General features: G+C 65.5%; 13 protein-coding genes, 1 tRNA gene and 2 rRNA genes (1 of these 16 only partly in view). 13 read left to right on the top strand and 3 right to left on the bottom strand.

Annotated elements, in window-relative coordinates:
• The first annotated feature begins 4 nt into the window (after positions 1-4).
• The 13 genes from CDO87_RS11610 to CDO87_RS11550 all read left to right on the top strand — a co-directional run bounded on the left by CDO87_RS11610 (position 5) and on the right by CDO87_RS11550 (position 14,458).
• Positions 5-250 carry a hypothetical protein gene (locus CDO87_RS11610; protein WP_254698078.1) on the top strand — a complete coding sequence of 82 codons (246 nt, stop codon included), beginning with the start codon at positions 5-7 and terminating at the stop codon, positions 248-250.
• Positions 247-573, top strand: a complete 327-nt coding sequence (locus CDO87_RS11605) for a hypothetical protein (RefSeq protein WP_100928924.1) — start codon at positions 247-249, stop codon at positions 571-573. The genes CDO87_RS11610 and CDO87_RS11605 overlap by 4 nt, the downstream gene beginning before the upstream one ends.
• A gap of 3 nt (positions 574-576) precedes the next feature.
• Positions 577-3,258, top strand: coding sequence for a PriCT-2 domain-containing protein (locus tag CDO87_RS11600; protein WP_100928923.1), 2,682 nt, complete (start codon positions 577-579; stop codon positions 3,256-3,258).
• A gap of 359 nt (positions 3,259-3,617) precedes the next feature.
• Entirely contained in the window at positions 3,618-4,127 is a 510-nt protein-coding gene (locus CDO87_RS11595) for a hypothetical protein (RefSeq protein WP_100928922.1), read from the top strand.
• The gene (locus CDO87_RS11590; protein WP_254698076.1) at positions 4,117-5,925 is read left to right on the top strand and encodes a phage terminase large subunit family protein; all 1,809 of its coding nucleotides are present in this window, start codon (positions 4,117-4,119) and stop codon (positions 5,923-5,925) included. The genes CDO87_RS11595 and CDO87_RS11590 overlap by 11 nt, the downstream gene beginning before the upstream one ends.
• Before the next feature lie 175 nt (positions 5,926-6,100).
• Positions 6,101-7,069 carry a hypothetical protein gene (locus CDO87_RS11585; RefSeq protein WP_100928921.1) on the top strand — a complete coding sequence of 323 codons (969 nt, stop codon included), beginning with the start codon at positions 6,101-6,103 and terminating at the stop codon, positions 7,067-7,069.
• On the top strand, positions 7,069-9,120 hold the full coding sequence (locus tag CDO87_RS11580) for a hypothetical protein (protein WP_100928920.1): 2,052 nt from the start codon (positions 7,069-7,071) through the stop codon (positions 9,118-9,120). Before CDO87_RS11585 ends, CDO87_RS11580 begins: the two co-directional genes overlap by 1 nt.
• 111 nt (positions 9,121-9,231) lie before the next feature.
• Positions 9,232-10,644, top strand: a complete 1,413-nt coding sequence (locus tag CDO87_RS11575) for a phage portal protein (RefSeq protein ID WP_100928919.1) — start codon at positions 9,232-9,234, stop codon at positions 10,642-10,644.
• Positions 10,637-12,490, top strand: coding sequence for a prohead protease/major capsid protein fusion protein (locus CDO87_RS26735; RefSeq protein WP_198521703.1), 1,854 nt, complete (start codon positions 10,637-10,639; stop codon positions 12,488-12,490). Before CDO87_RS11575 ends, CDO87_RS26735 begins: the two co-directional genes overlap by 8 nt.
• Before the next feature lie 2 nt (positions 12,491-12,492).
• Positions 12,493-12,702 carry a phage head-tail joining protein gene (locus tag CDO87_RS11565; RefSeq protein ID WP_100928918.1) on the top strand — a complete coding sequence of 70 codons (210 nt, stop codon included), beginning with the start codon at positions 12,493-12,495 and terminating at the stop codon, positions 12,700-12,702.
• Between the two features lies 1 nt (position 12,703).
• The gene (locus tag CDO87_RS11560) at positions 12,704-13,048 is read left to right on the top strand and encodes a DUF2190 family protein (protein WP_100928917.1); all 345 of its coding nucleotides are present in this window, start codon (positions 12,704-12,706) and stop codon (positions 13,046-13,048) included.
• Positions 13,049-13,128: 80 nt separating this feature from the next.
• Positions 13,129-13,875: a hypothetical protein gene (locus CDO87_RS27585; protein WP_100928916.1), complete on the top strand. Its 747-nt coding sequence runs from the start codon at positions 13,129-13,131 to the stop codon at positions 13,873-13,875.
• Positions 13,796-14,458 (top strand): hypothetical protein, encoded by a 663-nt coding sequence (locus CDO87_RS11550; protein WP_157814974.1) that lies wholly within the window; start codon positions 13,796-13,798, stop codon positions 14,456-14,458. Before CDO87_RS27585 ends, CDO87_RS11550 begins: the two co-directional genes overlap by 80 nt.
• 182 nt (positions 14,459-14,640) lie before the next feature.
• Here the strand turns inward: CDO87_RS11550 and CDO87_RS11545 are convergent.
• From CDO87_RS11545 to CDO87_RS11535, 3 genes are all read right to left on the bottom strand, one after another.
• Positions 14,641-14,717, bottom strand: a tRNA-Met gene (locus tag CDO87_RS11545).
• 60 nt (positions 14,718-14,777) lie between these two features.
• A 5S ribosomal RNA gene (gene rrf, locus CDO87_RS11540) occupies positions 14,778-14,892 on the bottom strand.
• A 143-nt stretch (positions 14,893-15,035) separates the two neighbouring features.
• A 23S ribosomal RNA gene (locus CDO87_RS11535) occupies positions 15,036-17,606 on the bottom strand; it runs 876 nt beyond the window's last position.

The raw sequence follows: 17,606 nt of genomic DNA, 5'->3' as shown, positions 1-17,606 counted from the left end.
GGACATGCAGGAGCATTTGCGGGCTGGACCCGCCACGGAAGAGGTTTGCCCGACGCTGGCCGAGGATCTGCTTCGGGGCGCGGACGCCATCGCGCTTTTCGTCTTCGGAGACGCGAAGGCGCGGCGGAAGGTCTACTACTACGCCAGCGAGGCCAAGGTGCGGATGCCAACGTTCCGCATGGGCAACGTGATCTGCGCGCGGAAATCGAAGCTCATCGACTGGATCGAACGTCAGGAGGCCGCGCGATGACGGACCCGCTCTATCGGTTCACGCCCTGGGATCACGTCGTGCTGGGCGAAAAGCTGCGGGCATGCCGCGGGGCCATGATGGGCCTTCTGGCCGCCGCCCCGCCCGACAGCGAAACCAGCCGGATCGCGCGCGAGACCATTGCCGCGGTGGATCGTCTGCGCTCGGAAATGGACTGCCATCTCCAGACGACCCGGTCTCTGCGGCGCGATCCGCGGCGTCTGACCCCGCACATCTACGCCGGCCAGACGCATGTCTCGGGCTGCCTGGCCAGCGAGGCGGAATGCGAGTTGGACGACTTCGCGGGCTGGGAACTGGAGGACTGAGCCGTGGAGCACGCCATTCGCACGACCGAGGACAGTGCCAGCGCCGAGGCACCGGCGGATGCGTCCACCGCGGCGCCCGCCCCGGCCGCGCCGGAGGATCCGACCGAACTGCGCCTGCAGCTGCATCGCCACGGCTATCGCCCGGTGCCGGTGCTGGGCGCGCATGTCGCCATGAAGGCCGCGGGCAAGCGGCCGATGATGAAGGGCTGGGAGACCGTCTGCGCCAGCGCCGACGAGGCCGAGATCGCGCGCTGGACGAAGGCGCAGCGCAACTGCACCAATACCGGCCTGCTCTGCGGGACGCTGGTCGGCATCGACATCGACGTGCTCGACCACCAGCACGCCCACCGGGTGACCTGCATCGCGACCGAGATGCTCGGCATGACGCCCGCCTGCCGGATCGGGCGCGCGCCGAAGATCCTGCTGACGTTCCGGACGGACGAGCCTTTCGACAAGATCCAGTCGCCCGAGTTCCACATGCTCGACGGCACGGTGGCGCGGGTCGAGGTGCTGGCGACCGGGCAGCAGTTCGTGGCCTTCGGCATCCACCCGGACACCAAGGCGCCCTATCACTGGCCCGAGTGCTCGCCGCTCGACGTGCCGCTGCACGCGCTGCCGCCGGTCACCAAGGAGCGGTGCGCGGCGTTCATCGCCGCGGCCGAGAAGTATCTGCGGAAGGTCGGCGGCTACAGCAGCGCCGACCGCCGCGAGATCGAGCGCGAGGGCCGCAAGGCGGCAGGGCTCAAGCGGAACCAGGCACCGTCGCGCGCGCTGGTCGAGGAGGCCGTCGCCCACATCCCCAACGACGACCTGCCCTACGACGACTGGATCAAGGTCGGGCTCGCACTCTACGCCGCTCTCGGAGCGGACGGTCGCGACCTGTGGGAGGGATGGTCGGCGCGGGCGGACAAGAACGATCCGGAATACACTGCCGAGAAATGGGACAGCTTCGCCGGTGTCCGCAGCGTGACCGTGGGCACGCTCTTCTGGCTCGCGCGGCAGAACGGATGGCGGGCCGCGAAACCGCAACGCGCCCGAACTGCTGTAGATGGTGACGCTGCCGCGTCGCAAGAGGACGACAAGCTGCCCACGCACGACGACGACGGGCGGCCGATCGTCTACCTCTTCGCCGGATACATGCCCTCCATCATCGACATGTCGGAGAGCGCGCTGCTCCAGGCGAAGCAGGGCTTCTATCAGCGCGGCAGCATGGTCGTTCGGCCGGCGATGGTGCCGGTCTCGATATCTGACGGGCGCCAGATCGACGCGCCGCGGCTCGTCCACGTCAAGGCGCATCACATGGCCGAAGCGTTCACGCGAGTCGTCTGCTTCAAGCGGTTCGACAAGCGCGCCGAGAAGTGGGTGAACTCCGACTGCCCGCATCGCATCGCGGAGACGTTCCTTGCCCGCGAAGGGCTATGGCGCCTGCCCGTGCTGACCGGGATCATCAATGCGCCCACGCTGCGCGCCGACGGCTCGATCCTCGATCTGCCGGACTACGACGCGCAAACCGGGCTGCTGTTCGATCCGCAGGACGTCCAGTTCCCGGTGCTCCCGCGCGATCCCGACCGGGACATGGCGCTGCGCGCGCTGGCCTACCTCAAGGAGCTGATCTCGACCTTTCCTTTCGTGACGGAAGGAGATCGCGCCGTCGCCCTCTCGGCCATTCTGACCGCGCTGGTGCGCCGCTCGCTACCCACGGCGCCGCTCCACGGGTTCAACGCGCCGACGGCGGGCACGGGCAAGTCCATGCTCGTGGACCTCGCGAGCCTGATCGCCACCGGCCGCCCCGCGCCGGTGATCGCACAGGGCAAGTCCCAGGAGGAGATGGAAAAGCGGCTGGGCGCGGCGCTGATCGCGGGCGACGTGCTGATCGCCATCGACAACTGCGAGGAACCGCTGGGAGGCGAGCTTCTCTGCCAGACCATGACGCAGACGAGCCTCAAGGTCCGCATCCTCGGGACGTCGATCAACGCCGAGGTGCCGAGCAACGCGGCCATCTTCGCCACCGGCAACAACCTGACCTTCGAGGGCGACATGACCCGCCGCGCGCTCCGCGCCACGCTCGACGCCGGTGTGGAGCGGCCCGAGCTGCGCGCCTTCGACCGCGATCCCCTCGCCATGGTGACCGAGCGGCGCGGCGACTACGTCTCGGCCGGGCTGACTGTCCTGCGCGCCTTCCACATCGCCGGCCGACCGCAGCAGCGCGCGCCGCTCGGCTCCTTCACCGACTGGTCGCGCTGGGTCCGCGACGCCCTGATCTGGCTGGGCGAGGCCGACCCCTGCGACACGATGGAGGAGTTGCGCGGCGCCGACCCGAAACTCGAGGCGCTGACTTCGGTCCTGGAAGGCTGGCGCGAGGTGATCGGCCTGCAACCAGCCAACGTCCGCGACGTGATCGAGCGCGCAACCGAGCAGCGACCGCAGCTCTACGGCCGCGCCGAGTTCGTGCATCCCGAGTTCCGCGAGGCCCTGCTGCGGGTCGCTGGCGAAGGCGGCGCGATCAACGGCCGGCGGCTCGGGAAGTGGATCGGGTCGCACCAGAACCGGATTGTGGGCGGGCTTCGTCTCGTCAACGCGGGCGTGTCGGCAGGGCACACGCGCTGGCAGCTGGAACACGCGGCATCGGACGCCGCGCCGGTCAACGACGGTTCTGAAACTTTCCGGAGCCGTGCCGATGCGTGACGTTCATTCCCGATCCGTCTGGTGGGTTTGGTGGCTTTGGTGGATTTGTCCCGGCCGATATCTGTGTTTGTCGCCCGAAGTGTCAGCGACGTGGAAGGTCGCGACACGTGACGCTATGCATCACGCCGCGACGCATGACGTGACAGTTTTCAGGTGCGGACCGAAACAAACCCCTGATCTCCACCAAACCCACCAGACGACTCGTCAACGGACGGCGACGCCCGGAACGGGTCGCGAGAACTTCAGAACCGTCGGGAACGGTCGGGCTTGCCGGATCGCGGGTCGCCGGGCGGTTCCTCCTGCGCCGATCCGTATGTGGGGACCCGCAGCGCATTGCGTCGCCAGCGTGAGGGCCGGTCATGCCTAAACTCGACGGGACCGAGACCAAGACCGCCTTCGCCGCCCGCGTCGGGCTGACCAAGGGCCGCATCTCGCAGCTGGTGGCCGAGGGGCTGCCGGTGCGCAGCGACGGGCGGATCGACGTGGCCGAGGGGCTCGCCTGGATCGAGACCAATCTCGATCCCGCCCGCCGCTACAAGGGCGGCGCGCCCTCTGCCACTACCCGCACTGCCACGCTGGCCGAGGCGAAGCGGCTGCACGAGATCGTCAAGGTCCAGCGCGCCCGGTTGGCATTCGAGCGCGAACAGGGCAAGCTGATCGACGCCGACGAGGCGCGGCGCACGGTCTTCGCGCGCGCCCGTGCCGAATGCGACGCGCATCTGGCGTGGGTCCAGCGCACGGCGCCCCTGCTGGCGGCCGAGCTTGGCGCCGACCCGCGAGCGACCTTCGCCGCCCTCGACCGGATGATGCGCGAGCATCTCGAACACCTGGCCGACCTGCCGCTGGGGAGTTTTGGCGATGGTGACTGACATCGACCTCGCCTGGCGGCGCGGCATCCGCCCCGAACCGCCGATCCCGGTCTCGGACTGGGCCGACCGGCATCGCATCCTGCCGCCCACCTCGGCCGAGCCGGGCCGCTGGCGCACGGATCGCACGCCCTACCTGCGCGCCGTGATGGACGCGCTCTCGACCGCCAGCCCCTACGAGCGGGTCGTGCTGATGAAGGGCGCGCAGACGGGCGGCTCGGAGGCCGGGCTGAACTGGCTCGGCTACATCATCCAGAACGCGCCCGGCATCGCGATGCTGGTCATGCCCTCGCTCGACATGGTGCGCCGGAACACCACCGTCCGTATCGACCCGCTGATCGAGGCGACGCCCACGCTCCGCGAACTGGTCGCAGATCCCCGCTCCCGCGACGCCGGGAACAGTCTGTTCCGCAAGTCCTTCCCCGGCGGCCAACTGGTGATGACGGGCGCGAACAGCGCAGTGGGCCTGCGGTCCACGCCCGTCCGCTACCTGTTCCTCGACGAGGTGGACGGTTATCCCGGCGACGCAGATGGCGAGGGCGATCCGGTCGATCTGGCGATCCAGCGCACGGCCACCTTCCGGGGCCGCCGCAAGATCTACATGGTCTCCACGCCCACGCTGAAGGGCCATTCCCGCATCGAGGCGGCCTTCGAGCACAGCGACCGGCGCCTCTATCACGTCCCCTGCCTGCATTGCGGCGACATGGCACCGATCACCTGGGCGCGCATCCGCTGGCCCGAGGGGCGGCGCGATCAGGCGCATCTGGTTTGCGAGGCCTGCGGCGGCATCCATCACGAGCACGAGAAGCCCCGCCTGCTGGCAGCCGGTGAATGGCGTCCGACCGCCGAGAGCGACGGCCGCACCGCGGGCTTCCACCTCTCCGCGCTCTATTCGCCGTGGGAGGCATGGGCCGAGATCGCCGCCGAGCACGGCCGCGTCCGAAAGGACCCGCCCCGCCTGCAGGTCTGGGTCAACACCAAGCTGGGCGAGTCCTGGGAGGACCAGGCGGGCGACACCGTCCCGGCCGACCCGCTGATGGCGCGGCGCGAGGACTGGGGCGAGGCGCTGCCCGCCTCGGTTGCGGTGCTGACCGCGGGCGTCGACGTGCAGGGCGACCGGATCGAGGTGCAGATCCTCGGCTGGGGCCGCGACGAGGAGGCGTGGGTGATCGACTACCGCGTGCTCTGGGGCGACCCGTCCGGGCCGCGTCTCTGGTCCGACCTCGACATGGTGCTGCAGGCGACCTTCCCGCATCCCGCCGGGCACGACCTGCCCGTACGCGCCGCCGCCATCGACACCGGCGGCCACCACACCAAGATGGCCTACGAGTTCTGCCGCACCCGCCTCGCCCGCCGCATCTGGGCGATCAAGGGCCGCGGCGGCCCCGGCATCCCGGTTTGGCCGCGCCGCCCGACGCGCACGAACAAGGGCAAGATCCCGCTCTTCATCGTCGGCGTGGACGCGGTGAAGGACGCCGTCTACGCCCGCCTGCGCCTGGCCGAGCCCGGCCCCGGCGCGATCCACTTCCCGCGCCGCCTCGACGCCGACTACTTCCGCCAACTCACCGCCGAGCGCGTCGTCACCCGCTTCGAGCGCGGACGCCCCATCCGCTCCTGGCAGCCCAAGCGCGACGGCGAACGCAACGAGGCCCTCGACACCTTCGTCTACGCCCACGCCGCCCTGCATGGGCTGATCAGCATGGGGCTCAGGCTGAACGAGGAGGTGGAGGGGATGGCCGCGGTGCCGGTGCGGCCTGGTGACGACGCCGGGCGCGTGATCCGGTCGGCATGGATGGCTTAGTGGCTCGGCACTCGCAAGAGTCTGCGGCCGCGTTGAGGGCGAAGACAGAAGGGCGAACGACGTGAGCCAGCGGGCGCGTTGCCAAAGCGTTCATCGGCTTGATCAGGGCTCCGAATGGGGACACGTTCGTGTTAGTGGTCGGAACGGCGTTTTCCTATGAAGGCTGAAAGAGACCTTGCGATTCGACAACACAACACTCCAGAGCGCTGTCGACACGTTGCGCTTGTGCACACCACAAGAGGACCGGGCGAGGGCTGACAATTACGTCTTTGAGGAGGCAGTCTCGGCCGAGCGAAAAGCGGCGTTCGAGGCGCTCTTGGGCGACTGTGCAGATTCTCGAGCGCTGCTGGACGGTCATGTCGATTACGTAAAGGAGAATATCGAGATCGATGGCGAGACGCCGGACACGTTTCGCGTGGACCTTGAGCCTTCTGGAACGGGCGACAGAGACGAAGCGCAGGAGCTGGTCCGCATTGAGGGATTGCGTGGCCCGCTATTGGCGCATTTCGGTTTTCCGGAACCCGTCGAGATCGATGCTCTCTTGGAGCATTATGAAACGCTGAAGGCAGCGTGGGGGAGCAACAGCCCCGAGGACAACGCCCTCTTCAGCAAATTCTTGGCGACATGGAACCGGAAGAGAGACGATCGGCCGGCTTTCGCGGCGTTTCTCGACGGCTTAAGAGACGACGCCGAGCACGCCGACTGGCAGCATCTGCTGCGAGATCGGTTGGGCCTCGCGCACTATCAGCCGCAGCCGGGCGTGCCGATCCCGGTGGCCCTGATGGTCTACACGGTGAAGGAGGTCACGGTGGCAGCGCGTGCAGACGCCGTGCCGATGACCTGTCCGACGGTGCTGGATTCCAGGCCCTGGGAGTATTACTTCCCGGCTCCTGAGGAGATCCCCTACGGGCGAGCGATGGCTCTCCGAACCGATGGGGGCGAGGAGAGCTTGCAGCCAGAGCTGCTACATACGAAAATAGAGTATAAACGAAGCCACATTAAAGCTATGGCGTTGATAGAACGGCCTTGGGGGCCTGAGGAGCTTAAGAATTTGCGCAACCATCACCTGCTGAAGGTCCGGCTGGCGCTGCTGGACGAGCCAGCCGCGGACGGGCGCCCTGAATTCGGCGAGGATATGCCCTGATGGGTGTGGCGTCCGACATGGCAGGCGGCGCGCGCCATCCGTGGATCGCGGCATTCGAGGCCGATCCAGCTACGGCCTATGACCGCTTCATTCGCGGCTACGCAGATATTGCGCCCTATGAGCGCGCCGAAGCACCGGACGCGGCGCGCATGATATTCGGCCCGCTGCCCGCTAACGATCCGGCACGCGCACAGCTGGGCACCGCGATCACGGCTTGGCTAGATGCGCGCCGGCGCGAGCCGATCCCGGCTGACCGGCGCCGGCGCGGCCGACTGATCCGGGAAGTTTCGGAGAGCTTCGAGATCATCCGCATGCTGGAGCCGGACGGGGCTGCGCAGTGGGTGCATGACAACCGCATCCGACTTCTGGACTGGACGTCGCGGCTGGTCCAATCGCCGGCACGGGATGCACGAGCGGCGTTCCTTCTGACCTTGGCGGTCACGCAGCCCGTCGTTGATGGTGAGGACCTGACACGGCTCTGGATGGATATCTGCCGCGAGGCCGGTGGGGCCTTGCCGGGAGAATACCTGGACGTCGGGCTGATGGGCCTGCGTCGATTGCCGAAGATGGAGCACCAGACCTCCGAGGCGCCGTGGCTTGCGGGGCTGGCCCAGTGGGCGATGGCACGGGAGCCGTCCGAGCAGGAGTTCGCGGCGGAATGGCTGGCGTTAAAACGGGTCTATCCGCGTCAGCCCGCTCAATGGCGGAGGGAAATCTCTGCGTTGCTTCGCACCAAGCAATACCACGACGCCGAGATCGAGCCGCCGGCCTGGTGGTCGTGCGACCCGCAAATGGCGGTTATGGGTAGGCCAAATTTTCAGCCGGCGAACGGTTACCGTTCGCCGATGCCGGACGAATGCCGGGCGCTGATCGACCGGCTGCAAGGTACGTCCTATGGCGAGGTGGCGCCGGCGATCGAGACCTTCATGCAGGCGCATGTCCGCTTTGCGCGGGCGACGGGGATAAGCCAGCACCTGGTCGCCGCGGTGCACCAACTTGGCACAGCTCTGGCCGAGACGCGCGACGAGGCGGCGTGCGTCCGTGCGGAGGAACTCGCGCGCGTCGCCCTGCACTGGCAGCCGTTCGATACTCTTTTGTGGACGCTCTGGGCCGATGCGCTAGAAGCGCGTGGTGCGGTTTCAGCGTCGGAGATCGTGCGATGGGAGCAAGTGCGGCGCCTGCCGTTCAGTGTTGAAGCTCGCGCGCAGCTCGCTGAGATGCTGATCGCGCTGGACCGTTGCACGGAGGCGCGGACGGTCGTTGATCGGTGTTTTGCCGAGGGACTGTTGACCGATGCCGTGCATGCGCTCCGTATCCGACTTGCCGCGCATCTTGACGGGATCGAAGCGGCGAGAGAAGCGGTGGTGAGTGCGGTGCAAGAGTTTCCGGAGAGCCGGTTCCTGACCGACTACGAAGAGATGCTTGGCCGCGACCAGGTGCCTTGGCTGACCGCCGTGCGATATCAACGCCATCCGCTGGCACGCGACTCGAATGGATCGGCTCATTTCGCGGGGTCCGACAGCGACACTGTTGTGCGGCTGCGCGATTTGGCGAAAGCCCATGCGCTTGCGGATCGGCTCTCTGCCGGCACCGACGACGATACCGTCGCGGAGGTCACCGCATTTCTGGCCGAAGAACCCGACTTCGCTTACGCGCAGCTGCTGGCCGTACGGGCTGGCATCTGGGCGGCGGAAGAGGTGGAACTTGCCAGCTTGCCGGCGGCATTTGAACAGGCGTTGGGGGACGAAGACGCCGAACTTCTTGCCCGTATGGCGAACCGCGCCCCGAAGCTCGAAGCCCTGACGTTGGTGGCGCGTGCCCTATTCGGCGATGTCGACGCCCAGAACTGGATCGCCGACTGGCTTTCTGAGGCCGCAAGGGACGAGCCGGGCCCTGTTGCGGACATGCGGCCGAGGCTTCGGGTGATACTGGGCGGCGCGACCGATGCCGACGCTGTCGCCGGTGGCCTGTCGGCGCAGCGCGAAAAAGTCCTGACCGTCCTTCGGCGGGTCAACGAAGCCCTGATCGACTCCGACCTGATCGCCGCCTGAACAAGGCGGCGCCGAAGCGCCGCCTCGATTGACGCGACACGGAGTTGTCCGAGGAAGCTTCCCAAACATTCCCAATAGCTTGAGGGCCCCTTTCGGGCGATTCTCCCGCCCATGCGGAGCTTCCTCCATCGACTTCTCGCCCTCGCGCGCGCTCGCGGCTTCGACGCTGCGGGTGGCGGGCGGCGTTGGGAGGGGGCGCGGACGGTCGATGGGCTGAACGCGGCGATCCTCGCGGGCGCGACCACGGCGGCGCGTCGGGCCGGGTGGTATGCGCGGAACAACCCGTGGGTCGCGGCGGCGGTGGACAGCCTGGTCGGCAATGTCGTCGGCGCCGGGATCAAGCCGCAATCCACCCATCCCGACCGCGCGGTGCGGGAGCGGCTGCAGGCGCTCTGGCTGCGTTGGACCGATCACACCGCCCCGGACGGGCTGGCCGATTTCTACGGGCTGCAGGCCATGGCCGTGCGCGCGATGGTCGAGAGCGGCGAGAGCTTCGCCAGGCTGCGCATGGCAAGCGACGCCAGCGGCCTCCCCCTCCACCTCGAGCTTCTGGATCGCGAGCAGGTTCCCATGGACCTGCACCGCGAGATCGGCGGCGGGGCGCGTATCCGTGCTGGCATCGAGTTCGACTCTGCCGGTCGCCGGGTCGCCTACCGGGTCTTGTCCTCCCGCCCGGGCGATCCTCTCGGGTCTCTCCGCATGGACCCTCTCCGCGTCCCCGCCGCCGATTGCCTGCACCTGTTCAAGCCGCTCGCCGCGGGCCAGCTGCGCGGCATCACCTGGCTCGCGCCGGTGCTGCTGCGGCTGCACGAGATTGACCAGTTCGAGGACGCCGCGCTGGTGAAGGCCAAGGTCGCGGCGCTGTTCACCGGCTTCATCACCGATCCCGACGGCACGGCGGGTGGGCTCTCGGGCACCAACACCGGCGGCGCGCTGACCGTGGGCATGGAGCCCGGCAGCCTGATCCCGCTGCCGCCCGGCACCGACATCCGCTTTTCGAACCCGACCGAGCACGACGCCTACGCGCCCTTCGTGAAGAACCATCTGCGCGCCGTCGCGGCGGGGCTTGGCCTGCCCTACGAGCTGGTCTCGGGCGACCTGGAGGGCGTCACCTATTCCTCGATCCGGGCGGGGCTGATCGAGTTCCGCCGCCGGGTCGAGCAGCTGCAGCACAACGTTGTGGTCCATCTGTTCTGCCGCCCGGTCTGGGAGCGGTTCGTTCGGCTGGCGGTGCTGACCGGCGACCTGCCCGCGCGCGATTTCGACCGGAACCCCGACGCCTACCTGGGGTGCGAATGGCTGCCGCCGAAGTTCGACTACGTCGATCCGATCAAGGACGTGCAGGCCGAGATCCTTGCGATCGGCGCGGGGCTCAAGAGCCGGTCCCAGGCGATCTCCGAGCGCGGCTATGACGCCGAACAGGTAGACGCCGAGATCGCCGCCGACTGCGCGCGCGCTGAGGGGCTGGGGCTCGCTTTCGGCCAGACAGCTGCGCCGCAGCAGAAGGAGGCCGCCGATGGCTGACACAGCGACCACCCCGGCACCGACGCGCTCAAACGTCGGGAATGACGACGTTTGCCTGCTCACCCGCCGCGCGACGCTCGCGCCCGCGACCGCCGATCCGGAAGGCCGCACCGTCGAGGTGGTCTGGTCCACCGGTGCACCTGTGCGCCGCCGCGACATGGCGGGGCAGTACATCGAGCGGCTGAGCCTCGCGCCCGAGGCCGTGGACCTGTCGCGCCTCGAAGGCGCCAGCGTCCTCGATGCGCACCGCCAGACCGCCGTGCGCGATGTGCTCGGCTCCGTGCGCAGCGCCGCCGTAGACGGCAAGCGCGGCACGGCCCTGATCCAGTTCTCGGCCCGGCCCGAGGTGGAGCCGGTCTGGCAGGACGTGCTGACGGGTATCCTTCGCCATGTCTCGGTCGGCTACTCGGTCGAGGACTGGGCCGAGACCACCGAGAACGGCGCACGCGTGCTGACTGCCGTGCGCTGGACCCCGCACGAGATTTCCCTGGTGCCGACGCCCGCCGACCCCGGCGCCCACATTCGCATGGAGACAGAGATGACCGACACGACCACCACCACGGCCCCTTCTAAGGCGCAGACCGAAATCCGCGCCGCGGCGAATGCCGAGATCCGCTCCATCGCCCGCATCGCCGGGCTCGATCAGTCCTGGATCGACGGGCAGATCGACGGAGGTGCCGATCCCGACACCGCCCGCCGCGCGGCCTTCGAGGCGCTGGCCAGCCGCAGTGCACCCTCGATCCGCACGGAACAGGTCAGCGTCGAGATGGGCGAGAGCGAGGACGACCCCGCGCTCCGTGCCCGACAGATGGGCGAGGCGCTCTACGCCCGGATCAACCCGCGCCACGAGCTTTCCGAGCCCGCACGGCGCTACGCCTATTCCACGCCGGTGGACATGGCGAAGGAGCTGCTGACGCTGCGCGGCGAGTCCACCATGGCGCTGTCGCCCGCGAGCCTCGTCACCCGCGCGCTGCACACCACGTCCGACTTCCCGATCATCCTCGGGGACACGGTGGGCCGCGTGCTGCGCGACGCCTACCAGGCCGCACCCTCGGGCGTCCGCCGCCTCGGCCGCCAGACGACGGCGAGGGACTTCCGCGCGGTGAACAAGATCATGCTGGGCGAGGCGCCGCTGCTGGAGAAGCTCAACGAGCACGGCGAGATCAAGGCCGGGACCATGGCCGAGGCGCGCGAGGCCTACAAGGTCGAGACCTGGGCGCGGAAGATCGGCGTCACGCGGCAAGTGCTGGTGAACGACGATCTTGGCGCCTTCGCGGACCTCGCGCGGCGCATGGGCCAGGCCGCGGCCGAGACCGAGGCGCGCATCCTCGTCACCCTCCTCGAGGCGGGCAGCGGCAACGGCCCGACCCTGTGGGACGGCAAGACGCTGTTCCATGCCGATCACGGCAACAAGGCGGGCACCGGGGCGGCGATCTCCGATGCGACGCTGTCGGCGGCGCGATTGGCCCTGCGTACGCAGAAGGGCATCGAGGACCGCACGATCCGCGTGACGCCCCGCAACCTGCTGGTCCCGCCCGCGCTAGAGACCACCGCAGAGAAGTGGCTGGCGACCATTGCGCCCGCGACGGCCGCCGACGTGAACCCGTTCTCCGGATCGCTGTCGCTGGTGGTGGAGCCGCGCCTGAGCTCTGCCTCCCGCTGGTACGTCACCGCCGATCCCGGCGAGATCGACGGGCTGGAGTTCGCCTATCTCTCTGGCGCTGAGGGCCCGCAGGTCGAGAGCCGCTCGGGCTGGGACGTGGACGGTGTGGAGATCCGGGTGATCCTGGATTTCGGCGCGGGCTTCATCGACCATCGCGGCTGGTTCATGAACGCCGGGGCGTGAGCATGGCCGACCTCGCCCAGCTCACCGCCTGGCGGGACGCCCTGATGGCCGCGCGCTATCAGGGCATCCGTACTGTCGAATACGACGGCAAGCGCGTGACCTACGCGAGCGACGGCGAAATGGCCGCCGCGCTCGCAGACCTCAACCGGCAGATCGCGGGCGGCGCAGGGCGCGTCTCGGTTGTCCGCATCCAATCCTCGAAAGGGCTCTGAGATGAAGAACTACCTCCAGAACGGCCACATCGTCCGCGTCACCACGCCCGCGGGCGGTATCGCCTCGGGCGATGCACTGATCGTCGGCAGCATCTTCGGCATCGCCGCCTATTCCTCGGCCGAGGGCGACCCGGTCGAGCTCTCCACCACCGGCATGTTCCAGTTGCCGAAGGCCAGCGCAGCGGTGCTCACGGTCGGCGCGCGCGTGGCGTGGGACAACACGGCGAAGGAAGTGGCCACCCCGGCAGCGGGGCGCTTCCCCATTGGCGTGGCGGTCGAGGCCGCCGGGAATGGCGTCACCAGCGTCGCGGTGCGGCTGGATGGGGTGGCGACGGCGGCGGCATAGCGCTGCGAAGATTGCGTTGCCAAACAGGCCGCTTTTCCAAGAGACTATTTGCGATAGCACTTGGACGGCGGCCAATTGTCGTGAGGATCATTTTCAGCAGGAAGGGTTTCGACAGCGGGGCGGGCGGCGCCCCGTCTCCGATTATCGACGGCCGACCGATCAGTCTGCCCATCCCGACCAAGCATCGCTCCGAGACCACGTACGCAGATCTCGGGCTTTCGGAGATTGTCGAAGCCGTGACGAGGGGGCGGATCGCAGGCACCAGCCTTTGCCATCATGATCCTATGTTCCAACAGGGCCGGTGCGCCTTCGGGCAGACCGGAGCCGCACAAGCCCATCTCGCAAACAACGCCGTAGGGGTTGGCGACGTCTTTCTGTTCTTCGGGCTGTTTGCAGAGCCAGGTAGCGGGGATCGACACCACCGTTTCTTCGGATACCTGCAGGTTGAGGATGTGATCTCGTTGGGGGCGCACCCGGTCGCGGATGATCAGCCGCGCGGCTTCGCGATGCGTCATCCTCACACGCTCGGAGAATGGAACCCCAACAACACGTTGTATCTCGGTCGCGGGCAGGTCACGAGCGCAGCGCACGAGGAGCTTCGCCTAACGCGGCCTGGAGGCCCGGTTAGTCGTTGGCGAGTCCCAGGATGGCTTCGAGAGGTCGGCCTTACTTATCACGCGCGGGCGGATCGCTGGGAAGGCGCTGACGGACTGAACGTGGCTGCTCGAGGGCAGGAGTTCATCGCTGATGCAGGCGAACGGGATGAAGCCGCTCGGTGGTGCGAATATGTCATCTCGAGATTTCAGGGGACCGCTGCAGATGGCTGAGCATCGCATCGTCATCGTTATTCTCCGACAGCCTCGGCTCGATGATCCGAACGAGATGAGAACGGATCCCCTGTGGGAATTCGGAAGCTTTGGCTGCACAGGATGCCATTGGAAGAACCTGATGAACCCGAAGAAGCTGACCGAGCACAACGGCGCACGGTTCGCGTTTGCCCAAAATGGCCAGCTGGGGATCAAGCTTGTCCATGTCACTCCACCAGTCAGGATGCTTCACCACGGCATGTTCGGCGAGGCCACCTGGGAGCCATCGGCCATGCCGCTGCGATATGACAGCGCCCCGACGTTCGTGAACAACTACGGTGCTTCCGACGTTCCGACCCTCATCCACATGATCAACGATGTCAGGCGCGGCAGCCCTGTCGCGCAGTTCGCCAGCAAGTTTCGGTCGCGGCGACAGCCTCTGCCAGATCATGTCGGTCGAGAGCTTCTGGAGGTCTACAACCGCTTCCGCGCTGACGGCGCAGCGGTGGCGGAAGGCTATGAAGATGCGCTTCCCTATCCGCCACCGCGTATCGACGCGGATCGGGAGGCGACCTATCGCCGCCTCCGGAACAGCGGCATCTAACAGCGAACGTCCCGCGAACAAGGCCCCTGTCCCGTGTCGCATCCGTGTTGCACGGAGGAATCGGGGCTGGTCGTAAGCCTTTGGAATCTTTGGGAAGAGTTCGGGACGGGCTTGCGACACGACGCGACACACAAAAGCCGCCCTGAGGGCGGCCTAAGTGTTTGATATCTTGTTGGTAATTTTGGTTGCGGGGGTAGGATTTGAACCTACGACCTTCAGGTTATGAGCCTGACGAGCTACCGGGCTGCTCCACCCCGCGCCAATTCACGTGTCTCTGTGACGACTGCATTCGTATTATAGATTTGTTGGTTTTTGCTAGGTTTGGCGGTGACCTACTCTCCCACGTCTTGAGACGCAGTACCATTGGCGCGGTGGCACTTAACGGCCGGGTTCGGAATGGAGCCGGGTGTTTTGCTCACGCTATGACCACCAAACCGAGTAAAAACCAACCACGATGTTTGTCTAAACATCGTGACAATCAACCCGCATTTTTTTTGCGGCGTTTGTCCAAGTTACACTTTGGAAGTGTATGCTTGTTGTCCGTAACATTGGGTAATGAACCTTGCTGTTACTGGATCAAATCAAGCCTATCGGGCCATTAGTACCGGTCAACTGAATGCATTGCTGCACTTACATCTCCGGCCTATCGACGTGGTGGTCTTCCACGGCCCTCAGGGATACCTTGTTTTGAGGGGGGCTTCCCGCTTAGATGCCTTCAGCGGTTATCCTTTCCGATCATAGCTACCCAGCACTGCCGTTGGCACGACAACTGGTCCACCAGTGGATCGTTCACCCCGGTCCTCTCGTACTAGGGGCAACTCCTCTCAAGTATCCTACACCCACGGCAGATAGGGACCGAACTGTCTCACGACGTTCTAAACCCAGCTCACGTACCTCTTTAAATGGCGAACAGCCATACCCTTGGGACCTGCTCCAGCCCCAGGATGAGATGAGCCGACATCGAGGTGCCAAACACTGCCGTCGATATGGACTCTTGGGCAGTATCAGCCTGTTATCCCCGGCGTACCTTTTATCCGTTGAGCGATGGCCCTCCCACTTGGGACCACCGGATCACTATGGCCGACTTTCGTCTCTGCTCGACTTGTCAGTCTTGCAGTCAGGCTGGCTTCTGCCATTGCACTCAACGAGCGATTTCCGACCGCTCTGAGCCAACCTTCGCGCGCCTCCGTTACGCTTTAGGAGGCGACCGCCCCAGTCAAACTACCCACCACGCAGGGTCCCGGACCCGGATAACGGGTCGCGGTTAGACATCAAGCAGAACAAGGGTGGTATCTCAAGGATGACTCCACCAGGACTGGCGTCCTGGTTTCAAAGTCTACCACCTATCCTGCACATGTTGTGCCTGATGCCAGTGCGAAGCTGTAGTGAAGGTGCACGGGGTCTTTCCGTCTAACCGCGGGAAGCCTGCATCTTGACAGGCAATTCAATTTCGCTGAGTCGATGTTGGAGACAGCGGGGAAGTCGTTACGCCATTCGTGCAGGTCGGAACTTACCCGACAAGGAATTTCGCTACCTTAGGACCGTTATAGTTACGGCCGCCGTTTACCTGGGCTTCAATTCAGAGCTTGCACCCCTCCTTTTAACCTTCAGGCACCGGGCAGGCGTCAGACCCTATACGTCGTCTTGCGACTTCGCAGAGCCCTGTGTTTTTAATAAACAGTCGCCACCCCCTGGTTTGTGCCCCCGGCACTCATGTACCGGGCCTCCTTCTCGCGAACTTACGGAGGTATTTTGCCGAGTTCCTTCAACATCGTTCTCTCAAGCGCCTTGGTATTCTCTACCAGTCCACCTGTGTCGGTTTAGGGTACGGTCTCATGAAGGGCTATTTCCAGGAACTGTCTTGGATACGCCCCAATCCGATAAGGGACGTACGCCGCCACAATCCGTCACATCCTTCTGGCCCAGGAATATTAACCTGGTTCCCATCGACTACGCCTTTCGGCCTCGCCTTAGGGGCCGGCTTACCCTGCTCAGATTAGCTTTAAGCAGGAACCCTTGGACTTTCGGCGAGAGTGTCTCTCACACTCTTTGTCGCTACTCATGTCATCATTCTCGCTAGTGATCTCTCCACCGGATCGCTCACGCGCCGGCTTCACAGAAAGCACTTTATCTTGTGCTACCGCCTATCGGCCACCTGGACACGAATGCCCGTGCAACCTCGAGTGCGATAGTAAAGATAAGTGCTATATCACACTACGCTCCGCTACCATGCTCTCGCATCCTCAGCTTCGGCTCGTGGCTTGAGCCCCGTTACATCTTCGCCGCAGGACAACTTGATTAGACCAGTGAGCTGTTACGCTATCTTTAAAGGATGGCTGCTTCTAAGCCAACCTCCTGGTTGTTTTGGTCGTCCCACCTGCTTTCCCACTTAGCCACGAATTGGGGGCCTTAGCTGGAGGTCAGGGTTGTTTCCCTCTTCACTACGGACGTTAGCATCCGCAGTGTGTCTGCCATCTAGTACTCCCGGGTATTCGGAGTTTGGTTAGGATCAGTAAGCCTGTGGGGCCCCATTACCCATCCAGTGCTCTACCCCCCGGGGTATTCGGATGACGCTCTACCTAAATAGATTTCGCGGAGAACCAGCTATCTCCGAGTTTGATTGGCCTTTCACCCCTAGGCACAACTCATCCCGACCTTTTTCAACAGGTGTGGGTTCGGACCTCCAGTAAGTGTTACCTTACCTTCATCCTGGTCATGCCTAGATCACTCGGTTTCGGGTCTGATCCATCTAACTCGACGCCCTATTAAGACTCGCTTTCGCTGCGCCTACACCTAACGGCTTAAGCTTGCTAGATAGACCAAGTCGATGACCCATTATACAAAAGGTACGCCGTCACAAGACTGGACACTGATGACAACCGTTATCTGGTTGGAATGCTCACGTGGAACGCAACGGTCTCGATCCCGGGATTGTTGTCGTAGATCCCCGCATTCGAGCGGTGATCGTAGCTGAGGCCGAAGCGCCAGCCCTTCCGGTTTTCGTATCCCAGCTCGATCCCGGAACGGAACTCTATCGGTCCGCCGAGGTCGTATCCGCCGTTATCGAAGTAGAGACCAGGCATCGCGTGCAGCTCGGCAAACAGCGGAGAGTTTCCGAAGTTCACCGTGTAGGTCTGGCCAAACCCGA

The sequence above is a fragment of the Sagittula sp. P11 genome, from assembly GCF_002814095.1.
In the GTDB taxonomy this organism is placed as follows: Bacteria; Pseudomonadota; Alphaproteobacteria; order Rhodobacterales; family Rhodobacteraceae; genus Sagittula.
The sequence above is the reverse complement of the archived record's forward strand: the minus strand, read 5'-3'. Positions and strand labels throughout refer to the sequence as shown.

Bases quoted from the DNA above. Each gene is read 5' to 3' on its own strand.
- CDO87_RS11610 (WP_254698078.1), top strand. From the start codon at position 5: ATGCAGGAGCATTTGCGGGCTGGACCCGCCACGGAAGAGGTTTGCCCG.
- CDO87_RS11605 (WP_100928924.1), top strand. From the start codon at position 247: ATGACGGACCCGCTCTATCGGTTCACGCCCTGGGATCACGTCGTGCTG.
- CDO87_RS11565 (WP_100928918.1), top strand. From the start codon at position 12,493: ATGGCCGACCTCGCCCAGCTCACCGCCTGGCGGGACGCCCTGATGGCC.
- CDO87_RS11560 (WP_100928917.1), top strand. From the start codon at position 12,704: ATGAAGAACTACCTCCAGAACGGCCACATCGTCCGCGTCACCACGCCC.
- CDO87_RS11550 (WP_157814974.1), top strand. From the start codon at position 13,796: ATGCAGGCGAACGGGATGAAGCCGCTCGGTGGTGCGAATATGTCATCT.
- CDO87_RS26735 (WP_198521703.1), top strand. From the start codon at position 10,637: ATGGCTGACACAGCGACCACCCCGGCACCGACGCGCTCAAACGTCGGG.
- CDO87_RS11595 (WP_100928922.1), top strand. From the start codon at position 3,618: ATGCCTAAACTCGACGGGACCGAGACCAAGACCGCCTTCGCCGCCCGC.
- CDO87_RS11580 (WP_100928920.1), top strand. From the start codon at position 7,069: ATGGGTGTGGCGTCCGACATGGCAGGCGGCGCGCGCCATCCGTGGATC.
- CDO87_RS11575 (WP_100928919.1), top strand. From the start codon at position 9,232: ATGCGGAGCTTCCTCCATCGACTTCTCGCCCTCGCGCGCGCTCGCGGC.
- CDO87_RS11590 (WP_254698076.1), top strand. From the start codon at position 4,117: ATGGTGACTGACATCGACCTCGCCTGGCGGCGCGGCATCCGCCCCGAA.